Here is a 25,225-nt window from a genome sequence, read left to right as displayed (position 1 = left end):
GGAAATGTCTATGAGTCTGCCGCTTTTTCCGCTGAACACGGTGCTGTTTCCCGGCTGCAATCTGGATTTGCAGATCTTCGAGGCACGCTATCTGGACATGATCGGCCGCTGCATGAAACAGGGCGGCGGGTTCGGTGTGGTGTGCATCCTTGAAGGCAGCGAAGTCGGCGTCGCGCCGGAAGGTTTCGCCATGGTCGGCTGCGAAGCGCGAATTACCGATTTCCAGCAGCAGGACAACGGACTGCTGGGCATCCGGGTGCAGGGCGGACGGCGCTTCATCGTGCAGCGCACCGAAGTCCAGCGCGATCAGTTGATCGTCGCCGAGGTCGAGTGGCTTGACGAGGAGCCCGAGCAACCGTTGCAGGATGAAGACGCCGATCTGGTGGCGCTGCTCAAGGCCCTGGCCGAACACCCGATGGTCGAGGCGCTGAACATGGGCATCGAAGCGGCGGGGCAGCAGTCGCTGGCCAATCAGTTGGCCTATCTGCTGCCCTTCGCCGAGGAAGACAAGATCGACCTGCTGCAACTCGACAACCCGCAGCAGCGACTGGATGCGATCCAGGCGCTGCTCGACGAGTTGCAGGGCGAGTTGTTCGCTTGAGACTCGGCCCGGTTATTCGGGCCAGACGATGTCGTTGGCGAACCACTCCTTGCCCTGATCCAGTATCAATATCGGTTTGCCTGCACGGGCAACCTTGTCGATCAGGGCGTCATACTCATGCCGGTTGAATGCCCCACTGTGGGTGCGCTCTTCAATGGAGTTGCCGAATTCTGCCTGCTCGCCAATGTCATCGACCTTCGCTGCCCGAGTGAACGTTGAATCGAGCAGCCACAGGCGCTGCGAATCGATACCCCGCTTCGAAGTCGATATCAGTGCTTCAAGTTCGTCATCGGGAAACCAGGTGCCTTTCCTCGTTGCTGCGTCATTGAGGAAGTGATTTTCTTCTCGCAGTACGACTTCCATCCTCCGAGTGTCGAGGATATAGGCAAAGACGAATTGCTGGTTGTGCCGGATTGTTGCGTAGTTCCGCTCGTCATCCAGATCCATATCCGAGACGTCGGACCATTCGTTGTCCGACTCACCCGATTCCACATCCGGCTCGCCAGGTTTTTTGCCGGGGTATTTGTTTCTCTGACTGTTGTAGCGCAGGTACTCCGGATCGGGAGATTCGGTTCCCCGGCCGGCGTATCCCTTGACCAGCTTGAGGCTGACCGTGGCGCTGATCGGTTTTTCCGTCGTTGCGCCACGAGGGTGCTTCAGACGGGGCAGCATCCGGCCATCGTTGTAGAACTCGAAGGGCGTACGCTCGTCAGCCCGGAACAGCGCAGGGATATCCGTGCGATACAGACTGTCATTGATGTTGCGTAAATAGCCCAGCTTGCCAAGGAATGCGTCGAGAAACTGGCGGCTGACACTTTCATCGAAATCGTACAGATCGTAAAGTGCGAGCTTGCCGTTTCTCAAGGGCAGGAGCAGCGGTTCGATTTCCCGATGGAGTTCGTCGAAGCGGGTCGGGTCATTGCTATCCAGAGATCGCAGCTTGTGACTTTCCGCCCAGGCGGGAACCTTTAGCGGATTGGCATTCAGGTCGTCGCGCAACCTTACGTGCTGCAGCGGTGAAAGATTATAGGTACGTAGCAGCATGACTCTTTCTCCGTGAGTCATCTGTGGATGCAGCCGCATGAAATGTCCATTCAGCAATTCAGCGGTGGCTGCCCTCCACTGTGCCGGCAGAGGTTCGGGAGAAGATTGTTTGCGCGTTGCTCCCGGATCGCCGGCAGTGTCTGCCGCATGCGGTCGCGCCAGCGGACTGGACGGGCTCCAGGTCGATTCCCCGGCATTTCTGTAGAGGGCCGGACCGGGCGCAAGCTTTTTGTACAGATCCATGGCCCGGTAAGTGTTCAGGTCCGTGTCGAACTCCACATACACCGTTCCGCTGTCTTTCACATCGACGAATTTACGGCCGACGATGTAGCGCAGGCCTTCTTCGTTGGCAGGCTGCATGTTACGCAGCATTGTCGGTTTCAACAGGTAACTGCTCAGTCCGCTCGCCGTTGCTCGCGAAAGGTCCGATAAATCCGAGATGTCGATCCGGGGTGGTTCGGGCATTGCCGGACCTGAAGGCGTGTTTGCCGGGTTGATGTTTCGTGAAACGGTCGGGTTGGACGATGAATGTGGCGGGTGCAATTCTGGTGCCGGCGTTCGCAATCGGGGCGCTTGAGTGTCCGGGTCCGAGGACGTGTTGACGCGTGGCGGAGTGGACGAGGAGGGTGATTTTGGTCGCATGGTGTCATTCCTTGACAATAATCAGATGCCCGATCGGAATCGAGCGCGAGGGAGCGTCTTCTGCACTCCAGATGCGGGTTTCGGGGTTGTAGATAATCTTGCCGGGAGACATGTCGAGCAGGCGAATGTTGCGGACCTTTACCTGAATGGTTTCAAGTTCGTCACGTTGGTGATGATCCTGAATATCCCGGGCAATCGCTTCAATCGACGGATAGCTCCGGGCGTCGACGGCATACAGACCAATCAGCTCGAACAAGGCATTGACGCGATAACAGTTGCCGGAAGAAATCATGACCTCGATGGTTTCAATTGGCAGTGTCGGATCGTTGCTGTCCGGCAGATGAAACTGAATGCTGCCGATCTTCAGCAGATTGTCCTTGATGACAAGGTCGCGTCGGTTGATCTGTTCCTGAAGATGTTGCGTGTGAATGTGCCAGGTGGAAGACCCCGTGACACGGGCATCCGCTTGCGCTGTCGACAGGCGAATGGAGGTATGGCTGGCAGGCAACAACTCGTAGGTGGAGGAGCGTCCCTCCAGCCAGTACGTTGTGTTGTGCTCGGCATTCCTGAATTCGACCCGTTGCGCGGTTGTCTTCAGCTGGCGCTTTTCGACCGAGGGCCTGACGAAAATGTAGCGGCCCGCTCGTTCACGCAAGGAGGTCGGGCTTTGCACGCTGGTATAGCCAGGATGGCGGGCGTCATTGAAGTATGAGTTGTAGGGGTAGTCGAGCCGATAGGACGTGCTGTCACGCATGACCAGCGTCAGAGAATGGTTCAGTTGCCAGCCGGAGGCCATGATCCCGGCGCCTCTGTCGGTTTTGCGGCCGGGACTTTCTCTGACGGCTCCGTGCAGTGAAAGCATGCCGCCGCCCTGTTTGAACGTGAGGTCGAAGTGCATGTTTGTATAGGAAAGAAACGTGAAGGCTCCGTGCGTCGTTTTTGTAACCGTATAGATGGCGCGGACTTCGTTGATTTCAGTGCTGTCGTAGTCGACATACAACGTACTGTGAGCGGGTTTGTCATTCTGTGGCGCCATCAGAATGGTGTGTCGGTTCTGGCGGCTGACGAAGTAGTTCGAGAGCGGTTTGTCCGAAAGGCGATAAGGGCGATCGTTGACCTGTACCGGCGAGGCTTTGGCGGTGCCGGCGCTGAGGATGACGACGCTCAGGGGCAGATCGCCCGACTCCTCTATCATCTCTGGCCAGATCGGCTGCAGGTGGTAGCCGTCCTGAGTGATGAACACCCATTTGTCATTTTGCAACGCGCGTTTGCCGTCGAGGTTCCGGTAGACCGCCTCGCATGTCAGCTCACGCAGGGGCGTTCGGAAATCATCGGCGCGCAGTGATTCGATGACCATGCTTTCATCGCGGATGAACCAGCGCTGGATGGCTTCAAGAGTCACGCCCAGATAAACGTTGCTCGGTTCCTTGCCGTCTTCGCGTATGGATACCTTGAGACTGCTCGGGTCCAGATAGTAGACGTCGTTGCCGCTGCCTCCATCGACGACCGCACGCAGACCGCGCACGGAAACAAGGTCGTCCCCGGCGCCGGCTTCGATGTGATCATTGCCGTTGGCAGCGATGGTGTCGGCCTGATCGGAGCCCGTCACGCGATTGATCGCGCCGGCAAGGGTCTCGACTTTTTCGATGGAGCTGAGTGTCGAGTGCAGTACGGGTTCTTGCGCCGGGTTCATGGGCAGCAGGGACAGCGTGCCGTTTTTCAGGTCGACGTCATAGCCCTTGTGTCGTGGTGGCTCTGCTACATGGTCTTCGTGTCGGTGCTTGCCTTGAAGCCACAGCAGGTCGATGCCCTCACCACCCGACAATTCGCTGGCTCTGATCGGATCGCTTGAAAGATTTTCCGATGCCGACTGAAAAAGAAACGAGTCATTCTTGTCACCGCCGCTCAGGGCTTTTCTGCCGGTGGAGTAACTGAAAAAGTTCGGCTTGTCCTTCACGCCCTGCACCGTGTCGTGACCACCGCCCAAACTCCAGAAAACACCTTTGTCAGGATGGCTGACGCCCTTGGTGATGAGATTGTCAGCGACCGGCAGTCCTTTCCTTGCGTCGTAGGTGTCGTCGATTTCCTGAGTAACCGGCAGGTTCTCGATCTTGTAGGGCGCTTCGCCCTTGCTGGTGTCCCACTGGTAGCGATAGACGCGGGTGGGTTGCAGCTTGACTTCGTAGCGGCCATCGACGATGGCATCGACACTCTCCTTCAACTCATTGTCGAGCCAGCTGAGACTGCGTGTTTTCAGGGCTTTGGCGTAGTCGCTGGTGGTCTTGGCGATCAGGTAGCGATCCATCATCGCCTGATCCTGCTGCTGGCCGGTGAATGCGAACCAGCCGGCGCGCCAGCGCTCGTTCACGGTCAGTTCGATGTAGTCGTCGATGTCGTCGACCATCCTGGCGGCGCCATAGACTCTGGCGCCGACAATCATCAATGCGGCTGCGGCGATTCCCACCGGGCCGGCAGCCTGGAAGCCCATCAGTGCTGCGCAGCCAAGAGCGAGCGACAACGCGCCACTGAACACGCTCAACCCGCCGGCGACGTAAAGATCCTGTGCCTCCTTGCCTTTGGCCTTGGCGGCATCGTTGAACGACTTGATGGCGGTATAGATATCGAAGGGCAGTGTGATCGCGCTGGCGATCAGCCCCGCCCCGCGGCTGAGCCACTTGCCTGTGGAGGTCTTGGCGAATTTCTCGAATGTCTCATAGCCAAGGCGGATCATTTTTTCGCCGCTTTTGCCAAGTGCGTATTCGACTCCAAGGGAGAGAATTTCTGACACGCCGCCGCCGACATTGAGCCAAAACTCACCCATCTCTCCTTTTTTGACTGCCTCAAGGGCACCCATGTAAGCGCTGTACAGTCCGTAAGCCTGCATTCCGACGCCCATGCCGGTCATTCCGCGACTTTTGCCTTTGTCGATCCAGGTCGGCAGGTTTTCCGTCAACGGGCTTCGGCGGATGTCCAGGCGCTGGGTGGCGGTCAGCAATCGATTGATCCGGTTCATCGGATCTGCTGCATCGCCCGCTGGCATTTCGCGCATCAGCGGTGGGGCATCGGGTGAGCGCTGCGTGACGATTTCATAGAGCAGTTCCGGTACGTGCTGGCGCTCCTGGCTGTCGACCGATCTGATTCGCTGCTCAACCCGTAACGGGTCAAAAGCCAGTCCGTCGGTAAAGGACTGGTCAGGCGCGGGGAAGTAGGTATTGGCCGCGCTGATGGCGTGGCCGTTGATCTGCGCTCCCAAGGACGCCAGTGTCTGGCGACTGGCCGTTATTTCACCAAAACGCAGTGGTCCGAACAGTTTGTCCACGTCTCGCAGGGTGGGGGATTTTCCCGATGTATTGAGCGACGCTTCGGGAGATGAAAGAGAAGTGTCAGTAATGTCGGAAATTGTAAGTTGGACTGTAAGAATAGTTTCTGTGCTGGATATGAAAGGTTTGGCCAAGATCAATGCTCTTCAGTGAAATGTCAGAAAGAATCTGACATGAAGTGCAGTGCTGTTCAGTTGTTAATGTTTTGCGGATTGTGTTGTTGTTTTTTGTATTGTGTTGAAAGTGGCTGCAGGTTGTTTGTCAGTCGCTATTCATCTAGTTTTTAATTTTTCCGCCAGGGCGGGTAGATCGCAAAGGAGAGCGAAATGACAATTTACGAAGATGAGTGGGCCTTCTGGGACGATATCGCCGGAAAGTATATTTTCAAGCACGCTGGTGTTGATCAGAACACCGATACCATCATCAGGAATGCAGGTTATTACGCGGATTCGATGATCCTTGAGCGGCGCAAGCGCAAACGTGTCAAGAGTGTGTTGAGTGCCACTATGTCTACCGCAGTCAAATGACTTGCTGACGTTATTTGATTTACTTTTTATGGTGAGAGAGTTGCTATATGTCTGATTCGGAAAGTATCAAGTTTACGGGGCATCTTTTTTCGGGTGGTCTTCCTCTGGTTATTAATTATCAGGTGATGGAAAGTCGTTTGAAGTATTCGCGAATTACCACGGGGCAGCGACTGGAAGCAGAAATTTCTCTGGGTGATGAAGTTGCATCACGCATTGTGACGCTCGCGGACCATGATGATGTCGAACCGCTATTGTTCGAGTTTGTACCGGAATCTCGGGGGCGCTACTCCCTCAACGTCAAGACGGCCGGTCGTTATTTCGATTGGCGGGTACGCCTGGACCAGAAAAACCGGCATCTTGTGGTGGACAAGGATGTCGGCAGTTACTTCGAAGTGGAGACCTATGCGGGAAAGTTGAAAGACTTTGGTGACTTTCCTTCCAATCCGGTTTCCGTGGCGTTGTTCAGTGTCGAGAAACAGAAAAGACTTTTTCAACATGCAACGAAGCAAGGTCTGCGGTACTTCCTCGATCAGAATCCGAACGACACCGGCCACAATGCGTATGACGCCGAAAACGTGTCGTTCATCCTGAGGATCAACCCTTCGCCGGTTTCTTCTGCTGCCTAGTACGAATAGCGCAGCAATGTATGCGGCAAGTGTCGCAGCACGAAGAAACCGAACAGGGCGACCAGCGCCGGCAGCACCAGCCACCAGACTTTTTGCGGCATGGCGCCGAGCGGCGTTTGCCGTTGACTGAGCCAGAGCCCGGCGGCGCATACGCAGGCTGCGAGCATGGCGCCGGCCAGCACATCCGTCGGCCAGTGGGCGCCCAGATATACCCGCGACAGGGCAATCGCCAGTGCCGGAATGCAGCCGATCAGCAGCCAGGTCAGTCGCAGCCTTGGCGGTTGCCCGCGTCCGGCGAGTACGGCCAGGGCCAGGAACAGCGCGAACGAGCCGGACGCATGGCCGCTGGGCATGCTGTAGCTGGTAAGCGGATCGGTCAGTACTTCCGGGCGCACCCGGGCGAAAAACAGTTTGGTCCCGGTGTTGGCCAGGGCCGTGACGAGCAGGGTGCCGCCCACGAAAATGGCATGGCGCCACTGACGGCACAGCAACAGCAGCGCAGTCAGCAGGGCGCTGAACAGCAACATGTTGCGGAATTCACCGATCAGGGTGAACACCACCGCCACTTCATCCAGCGCCGGGCGGCGATGTTCCTGCACCAGGGTCATGACGCCCTGATCGAGGGCGCTCAGATACGGGTAGCCGATGAACAGGCCGATCAGGATCAGCAGGCTCATGCTGCTGATCCAGATCGTCGCCCGGCGATGACGGCGCAGGCTGCTGTTGGCGCTCAGGCCGACCATGACGGCGATGCTGCCGGCGACGATCCCGGCCTGTAGCCAGAAACCTTCCGGCAAGGGCAGGCGAATCGCCGCCCCGGTGGCCCAGCCCGGCAACAGGTACGCGAGGCTCCAGCCTGCTGCTGCCAGCAGACTGACGGCGGCGAAGCGTGGGAAGGGCATGTCGCACATGCCGGCGACCATCGGCAACATCGGGCGTAACGGGCCGATGAAGCGCCCGACCAACAGGCTGGCGATGCCGTAGCGCTGGAAATAGGTTTCCGCGCTGGCCATCCATTCCGGGTGATGGCGCAGGCCCGGCAGACGCCGGATGTTCTGGTGGAAGTGACGGCCGAGGAAATACGAAATCACGTCGCCGAGAATCCCGCCGAGAAAGCCCAGCAACAGGGTCTCGCTCAACGACAGTGCACCGCTGCCGGCCAGCACTGCCACGGCGAACAGCAGCACTGTGCCGGGCACGATCAGTCCGGCAATCGCCAGACATTCCACAAACGCCACAATGAGCACCGCGGCCGCCAGCCATTGTGGGTTGGCGGCCAGCCATCCGGTCACGCTATCGAGCCATGGGCCCATACAAACCACTCCATTTCATTGATGTCCCTGGCCGGCGTGCCGCAGGGGTGTGCAATCACAGCAGAAAATAATCGCGACCTTCGACCTGACCCCGACGCAGCGGGTTCCGCGTGCACCACTGGGCATAGGCAGCATCGACGAAGCGATACATCAAGTGCTCGTCACGGCCATGGGGAATGCCCAGGCGGGTGGTCTGAATCACATGAGTGGGCGCAGGGCCGGTGTTTTCCACCAGCAGGATTTCGTGGTCGAAGCGCTTGGCATCCCACACCGGCACTTTCAGCCCCAGCGCCTTGCACAGCAGCGTCTGCCCGGCACACAGTTTCTGCGAGGGGCGCGGGCGACCCTGAGCATCGGGGTTGTTCAGCAGCATCTGCGCCAGACTGGCCGGGCCGCTGATCTCGTCGACCCACGGATAGGCCGATTTGATCAGCACCGCATTGCCCGGACCCTGCGCACTGAAGTTCAGTGAGTCGCCGCCACGGGCGTAGTACATATAGATGTGGCCGCCATCCAGAAACAAAGCCTTACGCTTTTCCGTGTAGCCGAGGGACGCATGGCTGCCTTTTTCCTCGCAGTAATACGCTTCGGTTTCGATGATTCGGGCGCTCAGCCACAAATCGCCAACGCGGTGGCGGATGACTTTGCCGAGCAGATCACGGGCCAGCGTCTGGGCGTCACGGTCGAAAAAGGCATCCGCAAGGCCGACAGGCTGGCGCGCGGAGGTGGCGCGAACGGTCAGGTTGGACATGGCAAACAGGGTTTATCCAGGCGGGGGAGGCCGTGATGATAACAATTCGCGGCTTAATCTCTGCTGAACGTCGGCAAATCGCCGTCCATTTCGACCATCCGCCCGTCACCGCTGTTAGTCCCGGGACGCGACAGCTATAATCTGCCGCTTTCCTCTTTGCCAAGACCCCAGCAGACCATGACTGAGTCCGTTCTTGACTACATGACCCGATTGGGTCGCGCCGCCCGCGAAGCTTCCCGCGTCATCGGCCGTGCCAGCACCGCGCAGAAAAACCGCGCTTTGCTGGCTGCCGCCAATGCCCTGGACGCCGCCCGCGCCGAGCTTGCGGCAGCCAATGAGCAGGACCTGGCCGCCGGTCGCGCCAACGGTCTGGAGCCGGCACTGCTGGAGCGTCTGGAACTCACCCCGGCGCGCATCGACGGCATGATCGTCGGCCTGCGTCAGGTTGCAGCGCTGCCGGATCCGGTCGGGGCGATCCGTGACATGAGCTTCCGTCCGTCGGGCATTCAGGTCGGCAAGATACGCGTGCCGCTGGGCGTGATCGGGATCATCTACGAATCCCGTCCCAACGTGACCATCGATGCTGCGAGCCTGTGCCTGAAGTCCGGCAACGCGACCATCCTGCGCGGCGGCTCCGAGGCGATTCATTCCAACCGCGCGATTGCCGCCTGCATCCAGCGCGGTCTGGCCGAAGCCGAGCTGCCGGCCGCCGTGGTGCAAGTGGTGGAAACCACCGACCGCGCTGCCGTTGGCGCGCTGATCACCATGCCGGAGTACGTCGATGTGATCGTACCGCGCGGTGGCCGTGGCCTGATCGAACGCATCAGCCGCGACGCCCGGGTGCCGGTGATCAAGCACCTGGACGGTATCTGCCACGTCTATGTCAGCGAACACGCCGACCTGCCGAAAGCCCAGCGCATCGCCTTCAATGCCAAGACCTACCGCTATGGCATCTGCGGTGCGATGGAGACCTTGCTGGTCGATCAAAGTGTTGCGAAGGATTTCCTGCCGCCGATGGCGAAGCAGTTCCGCGAAAAGGGCGTCGAACTGCGCGGTTGCGAGCGTACCCGGGCGATCATCGAAGCCGTAGCGGCGACCGAAGAAGACTGGAGCACCGAGTACCTGGCGCCAATTCTGTCGATCCGTGTGGTGGACGGCCTGGATCAGGCCATCGAACACATCAACCATTTCGGCTCCCACCATACCGACTCGATCGTCAGCGAAAACCTCGCCGACACCCGGCAGTTCGTGGCTGAAGTCGACTCGGCATCGGTGATGATCAACACCCCGACCTGCTTCGCCGACGGATTCGAATACGGATTGGGTGCCGAGATCGGCATTTCTACTGATAAGCTGCACGCCCGTGGCCCGGTGGGCCTGGAAGGACTGACCTGCGAGAAGTACATCGTGGTCGGTGATGGCCAGTTGCGCGGCCAGGCGATGGTCTGACTTGTCCGACCTCGATCTGAAAGCGCCGAAAACCGGCAAGAAATCCCGTCCCCGGCGCATTGGCGTACTGGGCGGGACGTTCGATCCGGTGCACGTCGGCCATTTGCGTGGCGCGCTGGAAGTCGCCGAAGCGCTGGGGCTCGATGAGCTGCGCATGATGCCCAGCGCCCGGCCGCCGCACCGCGATACGCCGCAAGTGTCGGCGCAGGACCGGCTGGCAATGGTTGAATGTGCGGTAGCCGGTGTGCCGCCGCTGGTGGTGGACGCCCGCGAATTGCAGCGGGACAAACCGTCCTGGACCATCGATACCCTGGAGTCGCTGCGCGCCGAAATGGCCGCCGAGACCCAGGTTTTTCTGCTTCTGGGCTGGGACGCATTTTGCGGCCTGCCCACTTGGCACCGCTGGGAAGAGTTGCTCCAGCATTGCCACATCCTGGTGCTACAGCGCCCGGACGCCGACAGCGAACCGCCGGATGCCTTGCGCAACCTGCTGGCAGCGCGTTCGGTGAGCGACCCGCTGGCCCTGAAGGGGCCGAGCGGACAGATTGCATTCGTCTGGCAGACACCGCTCGCGGTTTCCGCCACCCAGATCCGTCAACTGCTGGCCAGCGGTAAGTCGGTACGTTTCCTGGTGCCCGACGCGGTCCTGGCCTACATCGATGCGCACGGTCTGTACCGTGCGTCGAACTGAACAAGGCGTGCTTCACTGATACGAATCCACGTGTCGCCAAGCCGCCGAATATATGAGCAAAACGAGTTTTATATGACTGACAAAGACCAAACCAAAGTAAAGCGCAAAGGCACATTCAAGAGCGCCCCGCTGCCAGAGCCGGTCAACACCAACGAACCACTTAAGGGCGACGAGCTGGTCAAGGTGGCCGTTGCAGCCCTGGAAGACGTCAAGGCTCAGGACATCCAGATCATTGATGTGCGCGACAAGCAGAGCATCACCGACTACATGATCATCGCCACCGGTACTTCCAACCGCCAGATCAACGCGATGCTGGACAAGGTTCGCGAAGAGGTCAAAAAGCAGGGTGCCAGGCCGCTGGGCGAAGAAGGCAAGGGCGACAGCGACTGGGTGCTGCTGGACCTGGATCTGGTGATCGTGCACATGATGACCGCCTCGGCCCGTCAGTTCTACGACCTGGAGCGCCTGTGGGCCGGTGCCGAGCAAAGCCGTGCGGCGGACGCCAAGCACCACAGCCCGGAAAACACCCACGAGCATTTCACCAAGCTCAACAAAGACCAGCTGTAAGGGATTGCTGTGCGACTGCGCCTGATCGCCGTCGGTTCACGCATGCCCAAGTGGGTGGAAGAAGGCTGGCATGAATATGCCAAGCGTCTTCCGTCCGAGCTGGCGCTGGAACTGGTGGAAATTCCGCTCAATACCCGTGGCAAGAACGCCGACGTGGCCCGCTTCATCCGTCAGGAAGGCGAAGCCATGCTGGCCAAGGTCGGGCCGAACGAGCGGATTGTCACCCTCGAAGTTCATGGCAAACCGTGGAGCACCGAGCAATTGGCGGTCGAACTCGATCGCTGGCGCCTGGACTCGCGCACGGTCAACTTCATGGTCGGTGGCCCGGAAGGGCTGGCGCCGGAAGTCTGTGCCCGCGCGGATCAGCGCTGGTCGTTGTCGCCGCTGACGCTGCCGCACCCGCTGGTGCGCATCCTCATCGGCGAGCAGTTGTATCGTGCCTGGACCGTGCTGTCCGGCCACCCTTACCACAAGTAATCCGCCCTCATGTCTCAGCCGATCCGCATCAAGGACCACGAAAAAGACGCCCGTCTGGTGCGTGGTCGCGTCGTGTTCGGCGCAATTGCGGTGGTGGCGCTGATCTGCGTGCTGATTGCGCGGCTGTATTACCTGCAGGTGATTCAGTACGACTATCACTCGACGCTGTCGGAAAACAATCGGGTTCACGTTCAGCCGATCCCGCCGACCCGTGGCCTGATTTTCGACCGCAACGGCGTGGTGGTGGCGGACAACCGTCCGAGCTTCAGCCTGAGCATGACCCGCGAGCGTTCCGGCGACTGGCAGCAGGTGCTCGACGTGATCGTCGAGGTACTGGAGCTGACGCCGGAAGACCGGGTGATCTTCGAAAAGCGCATGCGCCAGGGCCGCCGGCCGTTCGAGCCGGTGCCGATCCTGTTCGAGCTGACCGAAGAGCAGATCGCCCGGATCGCGGTGAATCAGTTCCGCCTGCCCGGCGTCGAGGTGGTCGCGCAACTGGTCCGTCACTACCCGCAGGGCGCGCATTTTGCGCACTCGGTGGGTTATATGGGGCGGATCAACGAGAAAGAGCTGAAGACCCTCGATCCGGTCAATTACAGCGGCACCCACCACATCGGCAAGACCGGCATCGAGCGCTTCTACGAAGCCGAGCTGCACGGTCAGGTGGGATACGAAGAGGTCGAGACCAATGCCCGCGGCCGGGTCCTGCGTGTGCTCAAGCGTACCGATCCGGTGCCGGGCAAGGACATTGTCCTGAGCCTCGACATCAAATTGCAGGAAGCCGCCGAGGCCGCGCTGGGCGGTCGACGTGGTGCGGTGGTGGCACTCGATCCGAAAACCGGCGAAGTGCTGGCGATGGTCAGTCAACCGAGCTTCGACCCGAACCTGTTCGTCACCGGCATCAGCTTCAAGGCTTACGCCGAGCTGCGCGATTCGATTGACCGGCCGCTGTTCAACCGCGTGCTGCGCGGTCTTTACCCGCCGGGCTCGACGATCAAACCGGCAGTGGCGATTGCCGGTCTCGACGCGGGCGTGGTGACGGCGTCGAGCCGGGTGTTCGACCCCGGTTATTACATGCTGCCCAACTACGACCACAAGTACCGCAACTGGAACCGCACCGGGGACGGCTTCGTCGACCTCGACACGGCGATCATGCGGTCCAACGACACCTACTTCTATGATCTGGCGCACAAGCTGGGCATCGACCGGTTGTCGGCCTACATGAACAAGTTCGGGATCGGCCAGAAGGTCTCGCTGGACATGTTCGAAGAATCCCCCGGCCTGATGCCGTCCCGCGAGTGGAAGCGCGCGACCCGGCGTCAGGCGTGGTTCCCCGGCGAAACCCTGATTCTCGGGATCGGCCAGGGCTACATGCAATCGACCCCGCTGCAACTGGCCCAGGCCACGGCGCTGGTGGCCAACAAAGGCGTATGGAACCGCCCGCATCTGGCCAAGACCATCGAAGGCGAGAAGCCGAAGGATGAAAATCCGATGCCGGACATCATCCTGCGCGACCCGTCGGACTGGAACAAGGTCAACCACGGCATGCAGCAGGTAATGCACGGTGCCCGAGGCACCGCGCGCAAGGCCTCGATCGGCGCGCAATACCGGATCGCCGGCAAGTCGGGTACGGCCCAGGTCGTGGCGATCAAGCAGGGTGAGAAATACGACCGCTCCAAGGTTCAGGAGCGCCACCGCGACCACGCCCTGTTCGTCGGTTTCGCGCCGGCGGATGACCCGAAAATCGTGGTGTCGGTGATGGTCGAGAACGGTGAGTCCGGTTCCGGCGTCGCGGCACCGGTGGTGCGGCAGGTCATGGATGCCTGGCTGCTGGATCAGGACGGACGGTTGAAAGCCGAATACGCCAGCCCTATCAGTGCGGAGGCTACGGCCCGTGATGAATAATTTCGATCGCATGCTCTCCAGCGAGGATGTGATGCGTCGCCGGGCGACGCTGTTGCAACGTTTGCATATCGACGGCCCGTTGCTGGTGCTGTTGTTGATCCTGGCGGCCGGCAGCCTGTTCGTGCTGTATTCGGCCAGTGGCAAGAGCTGGGATCTGCTGGCCAAACAGGCTACGTCGTTCGGCATCGGTCTAGTGTCGATGATCATCATTGCCCAGTTCGAGCCGCGGTTCATGGCACGCTGGGTGCCGCTCGGCTATGTGATCGGGGTGGTGCTGTTGCTGGTGGTGGACATCATGGGTCACAACGCCATGGGCGCGACCCGATGGATCAACATCCCCGGGGTGATCCGCTTCCAGCCCTCGGAATTCATGAAGATCCTGATGCCGGCAACGATCGCCTGGTACCTGTCCAAGCGCACGCTGCCGCCGCAGCTCAAGCATGTCGGCATCAGCCTGTTGCTGATCGGTGTGCCGTTCGCCCTGATCGTGCGTCAGCCGGACCTCGGCACTTCGCTGCTGATTCTGGCCGGCGGCGCCTTCGTACTTTTCATGGGCGGGTTGCGCTGGCGCTGGATTCTCAGTGTATTGGCGGCGGCGATTCCGGTGTCGGTCGCGATGTGGTTCTTCATCATGCACGACTACCAGAAGCAACGGATCCTGACGTTCCTCGACCCGGAAAGCGATCCGCTGGGCACCGGCTGGAACATCATCCAGTCGAAAGCCGCCATCGGTTCCGGCGGTGTATTCGGCAAGGGCTGGCTGTTGGGCACCCAGTCGCACCTGGACTTCCTGCCGGAAAGCCACACCGACTTCATCATCGCCGTGCTCGGTGAAGAGTTCGGGCTGGTGGGTATCTGCGCACTGTTGCTGATCTATCTGTTGCTGATCGGTCGTGGCCTGGTGATTACCGCCCAGGCGCAGACGCTGTTCGGCAAATTGCTGGCCGGCGCTTTGACCATGACGTTTTTTGTTTACGTTTTCGTCAACATCGGTATGGTCAGTGGCCTGTTGCCGGTGGTGGGGGTGCCGTTGCCGTTCATTAGCTACGGCGGAACTTCGCTGGTGACGCTGCTGTCAGCGTTTGGGGTTTTGATGTCGATCCATACCCATCGCAAGTGGATCGCACAGGTTTGAATAAGGTGAAGAGTTCAATGCAAGTAATGCGTGACTGGGCGACACGATACGCACCGTGGCTCGGCCTGGTAGGCATCCTTGGCAGCGCGCAGGAAGCGTTGGCCGGCGATTACGAAGGCTCGCCCCAGGTGGCCGAATTCGTCGGTGAAATGACCCGCGACTACGGTTTCGCCGGCGAACAGCTGATGGCCGTGTTCCGCGAAGCCCAACGCAAGCAGGCGATTCTCGACGCCATTTCCAAACCCGCCGAACGGGTCAAACAGTGGAAAGAATACCGGCCGATGTTCATCACCGACGCGCGCATTGCCCGCGGTGTGGACTTCTGGCGTCAGCACGAGGCCGCCCTGGCCCGCGCCGAGCAGGAATACGGCGTTCCGGCCCAGGTAATTGTGTCGATCATCGGCGTTGAGACCTTTTTCGGACGTAATACCGGCAATTACCGGGTGATCGATGCCTTGTCCACGCTGGGTTTCGACTATCCTCCCCGTGCCGAATTTTTCCGCAAGGAGCTGCGTGAGTTCCTGCTGCTGGCACGCGAAGAGCAGGTCGACCCGCTGACCCTCAAGGGGTCCTACGCCGGGGCGATGGGTTTGCCGCAGTTCATGCCGAGCAGTTTCCGCGCCTACGCGGTGGATTTCGACGGCGACGGCCACATCAATATCTGGAACAACCCGGATGACGCGATCGGCAGTGTCGCCAGCTATTTCAAGCGTCACGGCTGGGTCGCCGGCGAGCCGGTGGTCAGTCGCGCGGATGTGCGCGGCGAGCAGGTGGATGAAGGCCTGACCACCGGCATCGAGCCGACGAAAACCGTCGGGGAGTTGCGAGCGCTGGGCTGGTCGAGTCATGATGCGCTGCGCGATGACATGCCGGTCACCGCGTTCCGCCTGGAAGGCGACAACGGTCCGGAATACTGGATGGGCCTGAAGAATTTCTACGCGATCACGCGTTATAACCGCAGCGTGATGTACGCCATGGCCGTACATCAACTGTCTGAACAGCTGGTACAAGCACGGGGCGTCAAGTAATGCGGGCATTGCCTATCAATAAACCCCTGAAACTGGTGGCCTTCGCTGCGTTGGCGGTGTTGGTCGCCAGTTGTTCGACCAGCCGTTCGCCGAGCCAGAAGCCGACCACCGCCGTGCGTTCGCAGCCGGGCCTGGACATCAACCGGGCCCACAAGGACGGCGCGCCGTGGTGGGACGTCGATGTGTCGCGCATCCCGGACGCCACGCCGACCCTGCACACCGGACCGTACAAGGCCAACCCTTACACCGTGCTGGGCAAGACCTACTTCCCGTTGCAGGAATCCAAGACTTACGTGGCCTCCGGCACCGCGTCCTGGTACGGGACCAAGTTCCATGGTCAGAACACCGCCAACGGCGAGGTCTACGATCTGTACGGCATGAGCGCCGCCCACAAGACACTACCGCTGCCGAGTTACGTTCGGGTGACCAACCTGGACAACAACAGGAGCGTGATCCTGCGGGTCAATGACCGTGGGCCGTTCTATTCGGACCGGATCATCGACCTGTCCTACGCCGCCGCCAAGAAGCTCGGTTATGCCGAAATCGGCACCGCGCGGGTCAAGGTCGAAGGCATCGACCCGCAGCAGTGGTGGGCCGCGAAGGGCCGTCCGGCGCCCTTGATGCTCAACGAGCCGCAAGTCGCGCAGAATAGCGCCCCGGTGATCACGGCTTCGGCGGGCACCGTCGAACAATGGACCCCGCCGCCGCAGCAGCACGCCGCGGCCGTCGTGCCAGTTCAGCTCGATGCAAAAAAAAACGCTTCTGCACCAGCGTCTGGCCAGTATCTGCAGGTGGGCGCGTTCGCCAACCCGGACGCTGCAGAACTCCTGAGGTCGAAGCTCAGCGGGATGGTGAGCGCTCCGGTGTTCATCAGCTCGATCGTGCGCAATCAGCAGACCCTGCACCGGGTTCGCCTGGGACCGATCGGTTCGCCGGGTGAAATTGCCCAGGTACAGAACAGCGTGCGCCTGGCCAACCTGGGTTCGCCAAGTGTGGTCACCGAGTAAACGTAGGACTTGATTGACGGTTTACCAGCGATTGGGGGGTGAACCAGGTTGTTGGCTCGTCGAAGAACAAAAGCCCGGCAAGGGTGACTGGAGTGAGCAACTGAACACGCGATGCTCGCAGGGTTTGCTCGAAAGCTCGCCGAGCGGCGATCAGGCAAGGCAAAAACAGGTGAGGAAGCGGAGTGTAGGGGACCTACATGAGCATTCCGAATCTGTTTTTAACGCAGCATGATCGTCGCGCAGGCAGGTTTCGGGCAAAGCCTGAAAGACATCTGATTAAATTCTGCCCTTGGGCAGTTTCCATTAGCGATTTCGAGAGACGGATGAACATCACCACCTTTGCCAAACGCCTGTGTCTGCTAGTCCCGCTGCTCCTCTCGCCTGCCGCGTTCGCGGCCGAGATGATGCCGTCGCCACCACAACTGGCCGCCAAATCCTACGTGCTCATGGATGCCAACAGCGGCAACGTGCTGGTGGAGAACAACGGTGACCAGCGTCTGCCACCGGCCAGCCTGACCAAACTGATGACCGCGTACATTGCCACGCTGGAAATCCGTCGCGGCCAGATCGGTGAAAACGACCCGGTGACCGTCAGCGAAAACGCCTGGCGCACCGGCGGTTCGCGGATGTTCATCAAGGTCGGCTCGCAGGTCACGGTCAGCGACCTGCTGCACGGCATCATCATTCAGTCCGGCAACGACGCCAGCGTCGCGGTGGCTGAACACATCGCCGGCAGCGAAGACGCCTTCGCCGACCTGATGAACAAGACCGTCGCCGATCTGGGCATGACCAATACCCACTTCATGAACCCGACCGGTCTGCCGAACCCTGAGCACTATTCGTCGGCTCACGACATGGCGATCCTGGCTCGCGCGATCATCCACGAAGACCCGGCTCACTACGCGATCTACTCGCAGAAAGAGTTCTTCTGGAACGGCATCAAACAGCCTAACCGCAACCTGCTGCTGTGGCGCGACAAGACCGTCGACGGTCTGAAAACCGGCCACACCGAAGAAGCCGGCTACTGCATGGTGTCCTCGGCCGTACGCGACGGCATGCGCCTGATCGCCGTAGTGTTCGGCACCAACAGCGAAGCGGCCCGTGCCGCCGAGACCCAGAAGCTGCTGACCTACGGTTTCCGCTTCTTCGAAACCCAGACCTTCTACCAGAAGGGCACCGAACTGGCTCAGGCTCCGGTGTGGAAAGGCACCACCAGCCAAGTCAAGGCCGGCCTGGCTGAAGACCTGACCATGACCCTGCCGAAAGGCCAGCTGAAGAAGCTTGCGGCCAGCATGACCATGAACCCGCAACTGACCGCGCCAATCGCCAAGGGCGACGTGATCGGTAAAGTCGAAGTGAAACTGGACGACAAGGTGGTGCACAGCGCCGACCTGATCGCTCTGGACGCTGTCGAGGAGGGTGGTATCTTCCGCCGCATGTGGGATAGCATCCGTCTATTCTTCTACGGCTTGTTCAACTGATTTGAGTTGACCTGCATGGCCCCGTTCCTGTCCGGAGCGGGGCCTTGTTCGTTACCGGGCTTACGCTTACGAGGCCGTTACGCCATGACCGATACCGAAGTAAAGGCGCCAAAGATCGAATTTCCCCAGGTTGATTATCCGGTTAAGGTGATCAGCGATACGGGCGTCGGCAACAAAGACAAGATCATCGACATCGTCAAGAAACACGCCAGCATCAATGATGAGCGTGTCGACGAGCGTCAAAGCAGCAACGGCAAGTACACCACCATCCAGTTGCACATCGTCGCGACCGACCAGGATCAGCTGTACAACATCAACAGCGAACTGCGGGCGACCGGCTTCGTACACATGGTGTTGTGATGCCGGGCACGCTGGGCTTTCGCGAACTCGGCCAGATGGCTTACGAGCCGGTCTGGCAGGCCATGCAACGTTTTACCAACGAGCGTGGCACCACGGCCCCGGATGAAATCTGGCTGGTTGAACACCCGCCGGTGTTCACCCAGGGTCAGGCCGGCAAGGCCGAGCACCTGTTGCTGCCGGGAGATATTCCGGTGGTGCAGGTCGACCGCGGCGGTCAGGTGACCTACCATGGCCCCGGCCAACTGGTGGCGTACCTGCTGCTGGATGTGCGCCGACTCGGTTTCGGCGTGCGCGATCTGGTCAGCCGCATGGAGCGCTGCCTGATCGAACTGCTGGCCAGTTACGGTGTGACCGCCGTGGCCAAGCCGGATGCTCCCGGCGTCTACGTCGACGGAGCGAAGATCGCTTCTCTGGGTTTGCGGATTCGCCACGGTTGTTCCTTTCATGGCCTGGCCCTGAACGTGGACATGAACCTGGAACCGTTTCGACGGATTAATCCCTGCGGCTATGCCGGGCTGGCGATGACCCAGCTGAGCGAGCACGCAGGATCGATTGAATTTGCCGAGGTAAGTGCCCGGCTGCGCGCGCAGCTCGTCAAACACCTCGACTATGCTGAGCAGACGACCCTGACGGGCGGAATCGACTGATATGACTACTGATGCAGTGCAAACCATGATCCCGACGCTCGACGTGACCGAGCGCCCGGCCCCGCGTCCCAAGGTTGAAGCCGGCGTCAAGCTGCGCGGCGCCGAGAAGGTTGCACGCATCCCGGTGAAGATCATTCCGACCACCGAACTGCCGAAGAAACCCGACTGGATCCGCGTGCGCATCCCGGTTTCGCCGGAAGTCGACCGCATCAAGAGCCTGCTGCGCAAACACAAGCTGCACAGCGTCTGCGAAGAGGCGTCCTGCCCGAACCTGGGCGAATGCTTCTCCGGCGGCACCGCGACCTTCATGATCATGGGTGACATCTGCACCCGTCGCTGCCCGTTCTGCGACGTTGGCCACGGTCGTCCGAAGCCACTGGACGTCAACGAGCCGGAAAGCCTGGCCATCGCCATCGCCGACCTGAAACTCAAGTACGTGGTGATCACCTCGGTTGACCGCGACGACCTGCGTGACGGCGGTGCCCAGCACTTTGCCGACTGCATCCGCGAAATCCGCAAACTGTCGCCGAACGTGCAACTCGAGACCCTGGTCCCGGACTACCGTGGCCGCATGGACATCGCCCTGGAAATCACCGCCGCCGAGCCGCCGGATGTGTTCAACCACAACCTGGAAACCGTACCGCGCCTGTACAAGGCTGCGCGCCCGGGTTCGGACTACCAGTGGTCGCTGACCCTGCTGCAACGCTTCAAGCAGATGATGCCGCACATCCCGACCAAATCCGGCCTGATGCTGGGTCTGGGCGAGACCGACGACGAAGTCATCGAAGTCATGAAGCGCATGCGCGAACACGATATCGACATGCTGACCCTGGGCCAGTACCTGCAACCGTCCCGCAGCCATTTGCCGGTGCAGCGTTTCGTACACCCGGACACCTTCGCCTGGTTCGCCGAGGAAGGTTACAAGATGGGCTTCAAAAACGTTGCGTCCGGCCCATTGGTGCGTTCTTCGTACCATGCCGACGAACAGGCGAAACTTGTCAAGGCCGAGCTGCTCGGTTCCTGATTCAGCGCTGAATGAGAAAATGCCCGCCGGGGTTTATCGTCCGGCGGGCATTTTTTTGTCTGGCTTACACTCGTTACTGACTTTTCCTGCAATCTGCGGCGCGGCCGGGCCTCTTCTGTTTGTCGCCGTTCCTGACTACTGTGTGAGCATGACTTCACACAGGGAGATCCATGGATGACCGTTCGACCGACCCATACCCTTTTTCCGCACAAGCCTGTGCCCGCGCTGCCGTCGGAAGGGCTGATAGGCGTAATTGCGCCCGCCGGCCCCGGCACGCTCGATACCGAAAAGGCCGTTCAGTGGATGCGCGCCCGGGGTTACGGTTTGCGGGTGTTCCCCGGCGTCTACGAGAAGGACGGTTATCTGGCCGGCAGCGACGAGGTGCGGCTCAATGATCTGCATGCGGCGTTTGCTGACGAAGAGGTCGATGCAATCATTTGCCTGCGCGGTGGGTACGGCACGCCAAGGTTGCTGGACCGGATCGACTACGATCTGTTGAGCCGTCATGCCAAGCCCTTCGTCGGTTACAGCGACATCACCGCGCTGCACCTAGCCATCAGTCGCTACGCCGGGTTCGTGACCTTTCACGGGCCGTTGTTGAATGCCGATCTGCTGGGGGACAAGGAGCCGCCGACGGTGACGTCGTTCTTCGCCATGCTGCGCGGTCAGTTGAAGGCCGGCAGTGTACTGAGTCATCCGGCAGCTTATCCATTGACCACCGTGGAGCCGGGCATTGCCCACGGACGTTTGCAGGGCGGCAATCTGGCGATGATCGCCGCGACTCTGGGCACGCCTTACGAAATCGACGTCGAAGGGGTGATTCTGCTCATCGAGGACATCAACGAGCCGTTGTACCGGATCGACCGTTTGCTGACGCAAATGCGTCTGGCAGGCAAGTTGGCCAGATTGCGTGGCGTGCTGGTCGGGGACGTGGCGGGCGTGGATGTCGAGGCCTTGAACCGCTTGCTCAAGCAGACTTTTGAACCACTGCGGATTCCGGTGCTGTCCGGCTGGCGTAGCGGGCACTGCGATCCGAACCTGACGTTGCCACTGGGGGCGCTGGTTCGACTGGATGCCGGGAAGAAGGAGTTGATGCTGGAGCAGGATGTGGTGATCAATGCGTAGGGATTAATCGCCTGATAGTCAGTCATCGCGGGCAAGCCCGTTCCCACAGTTTTCAGGTCGTACGCAGATACTGCGAACCCCTCTAAACCTGTGGGAGCGGGCTTGCCCGCGATGCTTTTACTGGTTGCGCAGGCTTTCCAGCAGCTTGTGCGTCGGGTAACCATCCGCCGGCCAGCCGAATGACTGCTGCGCACTGCGGATAGCCTTGCGCGTATTGGCGCCGATGATCCCGTCCGCCGCACCGGCGTCGTAGTTGCGCGCGGTCAGCAGGTTTTGCAGTTCGATCCGCTCGGTGCGGCTCAACGGCAGGTCATCTTTTGGCCAGGTGCCATTGATCAGGCCGGCGCCGTTGAAGCGCTCGGACAACAGACTGACGGCCAAGGCATAGGACGACGAATTGTTGTACTTGAGGATCGCCCGGAAGTTATCGAGGATCAGGAACGCCGGGCCACGATAGCCGGCCGGCAGCAGCAGGGCAGCGGACAGTTGCTCGGCGCCGGCCGGCACCTGGCCGCCGTTCGGCAGGATCACGCCCAGTTGCCGCCATTCGGCGACGCTTTTACGAATCGCGCCGTCGGCCAGGGTGTAGTTGAAACCACTCGGCAGTTGCACTTCGAAGCCCCACGGCTGGCCACGCTGCCAGCCGGAGCTTTGCAGGTAATGCGCGGTGGAGGCCAAGGCGTCGGCCGGGCTGCCCCAGATATCGCGGCGACCGTCACCGTCGAAATCCACGGCGTGGGTGTTGTAGGTGGTCGGGATGAACTGGGTCTGGCCCATGGCACCAGCCCAGGAACCGAGCATTTTCTCGGGGGTGATGTCGCCCTGCTGCAGGATCTGCAGTGCCGCGATCAGCTGCGCATGGGCAAAGCCCGGACGGCGACCTTCATAGGCCAGGGTGGCCAGCGAGTTGATCACCGATTTGCTGCCCTGGAACTGGCCGAAATTACTTTCCATCCCCCACACCGACACCAGCGCCTGACGATCGACGCCATAGCGCTGTTCGATGCTTTGCAGGATGTCGGCGTACTGGCTGATCAGCGCCTGGCCTTTGCGTACGCGCAAGGGCGAAAGCGCGCCATCCAGGTACTCCCAGACCGGCCGGGCGAATTCCGGCTGGCTGCGGTCGGCACGAATCACGCTGGCGTCGAAGCTGACATTGGCGAAGGCGCGGTCGAACAGGTCTGGACGGATGCCGGCGGCCAGCGCGTCCTTGCGGAAACCCGCTTGCCATTCGGCAAAGGTCTGGGTCGGTTGCAGGTCGAGGTTGTCACCGGACGGCACTACCGGCGGGATGACCGCTGGGGCTGTGGCAACGGGAGCGGTCTGAAGCGGTTGAGCGTCGGCGGCGGTAGGTTTTTCCGCGCAGGCGACAAGCAGTACGAAGCTGGAGGCAGCGATCAGTTGGCGCAAGGGCCAACGACGGGAAAGACTGAGGGGCATGCACAGGTCCAGGGAATACGAATCAGGTGCAGACCTTAACATGAGGAAGGGGTGCTGCGCTTCAAGCGGCCAGAAAGTAAGAAGCCTCCCAGCTGTCAGACTGGAAGGCTTCGCGGCGGTAGCTGCCTTTACCCTTGGTGGGTCGTTCCTGGCGGCTGCGGAACAGGGGTTGGGCGACGATGGATTTGGCCTTGTTGTGGCCATGTTTCGATGGCTTTTTGCTCATGAGGATGCTCTCGATTGAGTGAGGTTATGCGCGGCAGATAATCTGCCGATCTCGGGCGTCTGTCTATAGGACCGAGGGCGCAATGTTCTGTAGGAAACGGACTTGATAAAAAACGGGATCGCAGCGCGATCCCGGATTTCATTCGGCAGGCAATGTCAGGCGCTGACCGGCCATCAGCAGCGCCAACCGGCTCAGGCTCATCCACGGCGAACCGGCTGCCTGCCCCTTGATCTGCGCATCGATGCGCTGTGCTTCAAGCAGCAATTGCGCCCAGCGTTGCGCCGAATAGCGTTGCAGGGCCTTGCTCATCAGCGGTTTGCGCTTGTCCCAGACGGGCGGTTTGGCCTGGCTGAAGCACTTGTCCAGCGGCGTTCCCTGGCTGTATTGCAATGAGATGTTGGCCAGCAGGCGCAATTCCCGGGCCAGAGCCCAAAGGATCACCGGCGGCTCGACCCCTTCACCGCGCAGCCCTTCGAGCATGCGCAGGGCGTGAGCCGGTTCGCCGTTGAGCACTGCGTCGGTCAGGCCGAACACGTCGAAGCGCGCACTGTCGGCGACGGCCGCCTGCACGGTTTCGACGGTGATTTGCCCGCCCTCGGCCATCAGCTTGAGCTTTTCGATCTCTTGCGCAGCGGCCAGCAGGTTGCCTTCGACCCGCGCGGCAATCAGTTCCACCGCATCCTGGCTGGCAGACAAGCCGGCCTGAGACAGACGCTGACGAATCCAGCTCGGCAGCTGGTTGGCGTCCACCGGCCAGATCTGCACGAACTGGGTCTGCTGACCTTCCACCAGCGCCTTGCCCCACTTGGTCTTCTGCGCGCTGCCGTCCAGCTTGGGCAAGCTGATCAACAGCACCGTGTCCTCTGCGGGGCGCGAGCAGTATTCGATCAGTGCGGCGGCGCCCTTGTCACCAGGCTTGCCGGAAGGCAAGCGCAGTTCCAGCAGGCGTTTTTCGGCGAACAGCGACATGCTGGCGCCGGCCTGCAGCAGCGTTCCCCAATCAAAATTGGCGTCGGCGGCGAAGACCTGACGTTCGTCGAATCCTTGCTGGCGGGCAGCGGAACGAATGGCGTCGGCGGCTTCCTGGCACAGCAGCGGGTCATCGCCGCTGATGATGTAGACCGGCGCAAGGGCGCCTTGCAGGTGTTTGCCGAGTTGGGCGGGAGCGAGTTTCATAAGAGAGGGCGAACGGGGCGCCTGAGCGCCCCGAACGTCTTACTGCTGCGGCAGTTCGAGCGGCGACTGACGCGGGGTTTCCGCTTCAGCCTTCTGCGCCGCTTCGAGGGCGTCGGCTTCGGCCTTGGCCCGCGCGTTGGCGGTTTGCTGCAGAGCGTCGAGCTGAGCCGGCGTCAGTTGTTGCAGACGCAGCATCATGCGCTGTACCAGCTCGCGACGTGTTTCACGGCGGGCATCGTTGGCTTCCTGGTCGGAACCCACGAGGTTGTTGCCGTCGTGAATGAACACCTTCTGCACTTCAAGCTTGTCGCTTTTGAGCAGCAGGTTGTTTTCGCCACGGATGTCGTATGAGAGCACGGTACTCACCTGGTACTCACCAGTACGACCGGCACCGGCGTAGCTGAGGATGCGCTGGTTTTCCTGCTCATCGGCCAGGAACAGCTTGTACGGTGCGCCGGAAACGATCTTGACGCCGCTGGCCTCCAGCACCTGACGCAGTTGCGTCACGGTTTCGCCGTAGGCGTTGCGGGCGCTCAGATCGAGCTCCTTGATCGACAGTTCGTTGGTGCCGGTACCACGCAGCTGGAAACCGCAGGCGCTCAACAGGACGGCGAGGCCCATCACCAGCAGATTGCGTTTGATCATTGTGTTGCTCCCCTTGAA

At 60.6% G+C, this 25,225-nt stretch carries 24 protein-coding genes; 16 read left to right on the top strand and 8 right to left on the bottom strand.

The annotated features are described in order from the left end of the window. Positions 1–10 precede the first annotated feature (10 nt). Positions 11–601 (top strand): LON peptidase substrate-binding domain-containing protein, encoded by a 591-nt coding sequence (locus tag CAF79_RS09700; protein WP_085697619.1) that lies wholly within the window; start codon positions 11–13, stop codon positions 599–601. Positions 602–613: 12 nt separating this feature from the next. Here the strand turns inward: CAF79_RS09700 and CAF79_RS09695 are convergent, their stop codons facing one another. Then, a complete protein-coding gene (locus tag CAF79_RS09695) occupies positions 614–2,110 on the bottom strand; it encodes a hypothetical protein (RefSeq protein WP_256579250.1) in 1,497 nt (498 codons plus the stop codon). A gap of 181 nt (positions 2,111–2,291) precedes the next feature. Next, entirely contained in the window at positions 2,292–5,741 is a 3,450-nt protein-coding gene (locus CAF79_RS09690; RefSeq protein WP_256579249.1) for a calcium-binding protein, read from the bottom strand. Between the two features lie 192 nt (positions 5,742–5,933). On the opposite strand from CAF79_RS09690, the gene CAF79_RS09685 reads away from it, so the two are divergent. Both CAF79_RS09685 and CAF79_RS09680 read left to right on the top strand, forming a co-directional pair. After that, positions 5,934–6,134, top strand: coding sequence for a hypothetical protein (locus CAF79_RS09685; protein WP_085697617.1), 201 nt, complete (start codon positions 5,934–5,936; stop codon positions 6,132–6,134). A 47-nt stretch (positions 6,135–6,181) separates the two neighbouring features. Beyond that, positions 6,182–6,760: a hypothetical protein gene (locus CAF79_RS09680; RefSeq protein ID WP_139832577.1), complete on the top strand. Its 579-nt coding sequence runs from the start codon at positions 6,182–6,184 to the stop codon at positions 6,758–6,760. Here the strand turns inward: CAF79_RS09680 and CAF79_RS09675 are convergent. Continuing rightward, positions 6,757–8,073, bottom strand: coding sequence for a bifunctional DedA family/phosphatase PAP2 family protein (locus tag CAF79_RS09675; RefSeq protein ID WP_085697615.1), 1,317 nt, complete (start codon positions 8,071–8,073; stop codon positions 6,757–6,759). The genes CAF79_RS09680 and CAF79_RS09675 overlap by 4 nt on opposite strands. A 55-nt stretch (positions 8,074–8,128) precedes the next feature. Further along, the gene (locus tag CAF79_RS09670; protein ID WP_085697614.1) at positions 8,129–8,824 is read right to left on the bottom strand and encodes a DNA-3-methyladenine glycosylase; all 696 of its coding nucleotides are present in this window, start codon (positions 8,822–8,824) and stop codon (positions 8,129–8,131) included. 177 nt (positions 8,825–9,001) lie between these two features. Between CAF79_RS09670 and CAF79_RS09665 the strand changes: the two genes are divergently transcribed. The 13 genes from CAF79_RS09665 to CAF79_RS09605 all read left to right on the top strand — a co-directional run bounded on the left by CAF79_RS09665 (position 9,002) and on the right by CAF79_RS09605 (position 21,720). Then, entirely contained in the window at positions 9,002–10,273 is a 1,272-nt protein-coding gene (locus CAF79_RS09665; protein ID WP_085697613.1) for a glutamate-5-semialdehyde dehydrogenase, read from the top strand. After that, a complete protein-coding gene (gene nadD / locus CAF79_RS09660; protein ID WP_085697612.1) occupies positions 10,242–10,964 on the top strand; it encodes a nicotinate-nucleotide adenylyltransferase in 723 nt (240 codons plus the stop codon). Before CAF79_RS09665 ends, nadD begins: the two co-directional genes overlap by 32 nt. 72 nt (positions 10,965–11,036) lie before the next feature. After that, positions 11,037–11,531, top strand: a complete 495-nt coding sequence (rsfS, locus tag CAF79_RS09655; RefSeq protein WP_064382180.1) for a ribosome silencing factor — start codon at positions 11,037–11,039, stop codon at positions 11,529–11,531. A gap of 9 nt (positions 11,532–11,540) precedes the next feature. Next, a complete protein-coding gene (gene rlmH / locus CAF79_RS09650) occupies positions 11,541–12,008 on the top strand; it encodes a 23S rRNA (pseudouridine(1915)-N(3))-methyltransferase RlmH (RefSeq protein ID WP_003185785.1) in 468 nt (155 codons plus the stop codon). A gap of 9 nt (positions 12,009–12,017) precedes the next feature. Next, positions 12,018–13,913 carry a penicillin-binding protein 2 gene (gene mrdA, locus CAF79_RS09645; RefSeq protein WP_085687946.1) on the top strand — a complete coding sequence of 632 codons (1,896 nt, stop codon included), beginning with the start codon at positions 12,018–12,020 and terminating at the stop codon, positions 13,911–13,913. A gap of 31 nt (positions 13,914–13,944) precedes the next feature. Then, complete coding sequence (rodA, locus tag CAF79_RS09640) at positions 13,945–15,048, top strand: rod shape-determining protein RodA (protein WP_085688090.1); 1,104 nt, start codon at positions 13,945–13,947, stop codon at positions 15,046–15,048. 17 nt (positions 15,049–15,065) lie between these two features. Then, the gene (gene mltB, locus CAF79_RS09635; RefSeq protein WP_085687944.1) at positions 15,066–16,076 is read left to right on the top strand and encodes a lytic murein transglycosylase B; all 1,011 of its coding nucleotides are present in this window, start codon (positions 15,066–15,068) and stop codon (positions 16,074–16,076) included. Next, positions 16,076–17,083, top strand: a complete 1,008-nt coding sequence (locus CAF79_RS09630) for a septal ring lytic transglycosylase RlpA family protein (protein WP_064382179.1) — start codon at positions 16,076–16,078, stop codon at positions 17,081–17,083. The genes mltB and CAF79_RS09630 overlap by 1 nt, the downstream gene beginning before the upstream one ends. Before the next feature lie 323 nt (positions 17,084–17,406). Beyond that, positions 17,407–18,564, top strand: a complete 1,158-nt coding sequence (locus CAF79_RS09625; RefSeq protein ID WP_085697611.1) for a D-alanyl-D-alanine carboxypeptidase family protein — start codon at positions 17,407–17,409, stop codon at positions 18,562–18,564. 84 nt (positions 18,565–18,648) lie between these two features. Continuing rightward, the gene (locus CAF79_RS09620) at positions 18,649–18,924 is read left to right on the top strand and encodes a DUF493 domain-containing protein (RefSeq protein ID WP_064382178.1); all 276 of its coding nucleotides are present in this window, start codon (positions 18,649–18,651) and stop codon (positions 18,922–18,924) included. Next, on the top strand, positions 18,924–19,571 hold the full coding sequence (lipB, locus tag CAF79_RS09615) for a lipoyl(octanoyl) transferase LipB (protein ID WP_039771855.1): 648 nt from the start codon (positions 18,924–18,926) through the stop codon (positions 19,569–19,571). The genes CAF79_RS09620 and lipB overlap by 1 nt, the downstream gene beginning before the upstream one ends. Before the next feature lie 25 nt (positions 19,572–19,596). Beyond that, complete coding sequence (gene lipA, locus CAF79_RS09610; protein WP_162130488.1) at positions 19,597–20,595, top strand: lipoyl synthase; 999 nt, start codon at positions 19,597–19,599, stop codon at positions 20,593–20,595. Between the two features lie 174 nt (positions 20,596–20,769). Continuing rightward, positions 20,770–21,720: an LD-carboxypeptidase gene (locus CAF79_RS09605; protein WP_085697610.1), complete on the top strand. Its 951-nt coding sequence runs from the start codon at positions 20,770–20,772 to the stop codon at positions 21,718–21,720. Positions 21,721–21,837: 117 nt separating this feature from the next. Here the strand turns inward: CAF79_RS09605 and CAF79_RS09600 are convergent, their stop codons facing one another. The 4 genes from CAF79_RS09600 to lptE form a co-directional block, all read right to left on the bottom strand. Beyond that, a complete protein-coding gene (locus CAF79_RS09600; RefSeq protein WP_085697609.1) occupies positions 21,838–23,160 on the bottom strand; it encodes a lytic murein transglycosylase in 1,323 nt (440 codons plus the stop codon). Positions 23,161–23,221: 61 nt separating this feature from the next. Continuing rightward, entirely contained in the window at positions 23,222–23,386 is a 165-nt protein-coding gene (arfA, locus tag CAF79_RS09595) for an alternative ribosome rescue factor ArfA (RefSeq protein ID WP_007958672.1), read from the bottom strand. A 138-nt stretch (positions 23,387–23,524) separates the two neighbouring features. Next, on the bottom strand, positions 23,525–24,562 hold the full coding sequence (gene holA / locus CAF79_RS09590; protein ID WP_007958673.1) for a DNA polymerase III subunit delta: 1,038 nt from the start codon (positions 24,560–24,562) through the stop codon (positions 23,525–23,527). A 39-nt stretch (positions 24,563–24,601) separates the two neighbouring features. Next, on the bottom strand, positions 24,602–25,207 hold the full coding sequence (gene lptE, locus CAF79_RS09585; protein ID WP_085697608.1) for an LPS assembly lipoprotein LptE: 606 nt from the start codon (positions 25,205–25,207) through the stop codon (positions 24,602–24,604). Between the last annotated feature and the right edge of the window lie 18 nt (positions 25,208–25,225).

This window comes from Pseudomonas sp. B26(2017), assembly GCF_002113045.1.
Lineage (GTDB): Bacteria > Pseudomonadota > Gammaproteobacteria > Pseudomonadales > Pseudomonadaceae > Aquipseudomonas.
The sequence above is the reverse complement of the archived record's forward strand: the minus strand, read 5'-3'. Positions and strand labels throughout refer to the sequence as shown.

What these genes read in the sequence shown, in the direction of transcription:
- lptE (WP_085697608.1), bottom strand. Translation starts at nt 25,207, where the DNA reads ATGATCAAACGCAATCTGCTGGTGATGGGCCTCGCCGTCCTGTTGAGC.
- nadD (WP_085697612.1), top strand. Translation starts at nt 10,242, where the DNA reads ATGGCCAGTTGCGCGGCCAGGCGATGGTCTGACTTGTCCGACCTCGAT.
- lipA (WP_162130488.1), top strand. Translation starts at nt 19,597, where the DNA reads ATGATCCCGACGCTCGACGTGACCGAGCGCCCGGCCCCGCGTCCCAAG.
- arfA (WP_007958672.1), bottom strand. Translation starts at nt 23,386, where the DNA reads ATGAGCAAAAAGCCATCGAAACATGGCCACAACAAGGCCAAATCCATC.
- CAF79_RS09620 (WP_064382178.1), top strand. Translation starts at nt 18,649, where the DNA reads ATGACCGATACCGAAGTAAAGGCGCCAAAGATCGAATTTCCCCAGGTT.
- mltB (WP_085687944.1), top strand. Translation starts at nt 15,066, where the DNA reads ATGCAAGTAATGCGTGACTGGGCGACACGATACGCACCGTGGCTCGGC.
- CAF79_RS09700 (WP_085697619.1), top strand. Translation starts at nt 11, where the DNA reads ATGAGTCTGCCGCTTTTTCCGCTGAACACGGTGCTGTTTCCCGGCTGC.
- CAF79_RS09605 (WP_085697610.1), top strand. Translation starts at nt 20,770, where the DNA reads ATGACCGTTCGACCGACCCATACCCTTTTTCCGCACAAGCCTGTGCCC.
- CAF79_RS09665 (WP_085697613.1), top strand. Translation starts at nt 9,002, where the DNA reads ATGACTGAGTCCGTTCTTGACTACATGACCCGATTGGGTCGCGCCGCC.
- CAF79_RS09625 (WP_085697611.1), top strand. Translation starts at nt 17,407, where the DNA reads ATGAACATCACCACCTTTGCCAAACGCCTGTGTCTGCTAGTCCCGCTG.
- CAF79_RS09685 (WP_085697617.1), top strand. Translation starts at nt 5,934, where the DNA reads ATGACAATTTACGAAGATGAGTGGGCCTTCTGGGACGATATCGCCGGA.
- CAF79_RS09670 (WP_085697614.1), bottom strand. Translation starts at nt 8,824, where the DNA reads ATGTCCAACCTGACCGTTCGCGCCACCTCCGCGCGCCAGCCTGTCGGC.
- CAF79_RS09695 (WP_256579250.1), bottom strand. Translation starts at nt 2,110, where the DNA reads ATGCCCGAACCACCCCGGATCGACATCTCGGATTTATCGGACCTTTCG.
- holA (WP_007958673.1), bottom strand. Translation starts at nt 24,562, where the DNA reads ATGAAACTCGCTCCCGCCCAACTCGGCAAACACCTGCAAGGCGCCCTT.
- rsfS (WP_064382180.1), top strand. Translation starts at nt 11,037, where the DNA reads ATGACTGACAAAGACCAAACCAAAGTAAAGCGCAAAGGCACATTCAAG.
- lipB (WP_039771855.1), top strand. Translation starts at nt 18,924, where the DNA reads ATGCCGGGCACGCTGGGCTTTCGCGAACTCGGCCAGATGGCTTACGAG.
- CAF79_RS09675 (WP_085697615.1), bottom strand. Translation starts at nt 8,073, where the DNA reads ATGGGCCCATGGCTCGATAGCGTGACCGGATGGCTGGCCGCCAACCCA.
- rodA (WP_085688090.1), top strand. Translation starts at nt 13,945, where the DNA reads ATGCGTCGCCGGGCGACGCTGTTGCAACGTTTGCATATCGACGGCCCG.
- mrdA (WP_085687946.1), top strand. Translation starts at nt 12,018, where the DNA reads ATGTCTCAGCCGATCCGCATCAAGGACCACGAAAAAGACGCCCGTCTG.
- CAF79_RS09680 (WP_139832577.1), top strand. Translation starts at nt 6,182, where the DNA reads ATGTCTGATTCGGAAAGTATCAAGTTTACGGGGCATCTTTTTTCGGGT.
- CAF79_RS09630 (WP_064382179.1), top strand. Translation starts at nt 16,076, where the DNA reads ATGCGGGCATTGCCTATCAATAAACCCCTGAAACTGGTGGCCTTCGCT.
- CAF79_RS09600 (WP_085697609.1), bottom strand. Translation starts at nt 23,160, where the DNA reads ATGCCCCTCAGTCTTTCCCGTCGTTGGCCCTTGCGCCAACTGATCGCT.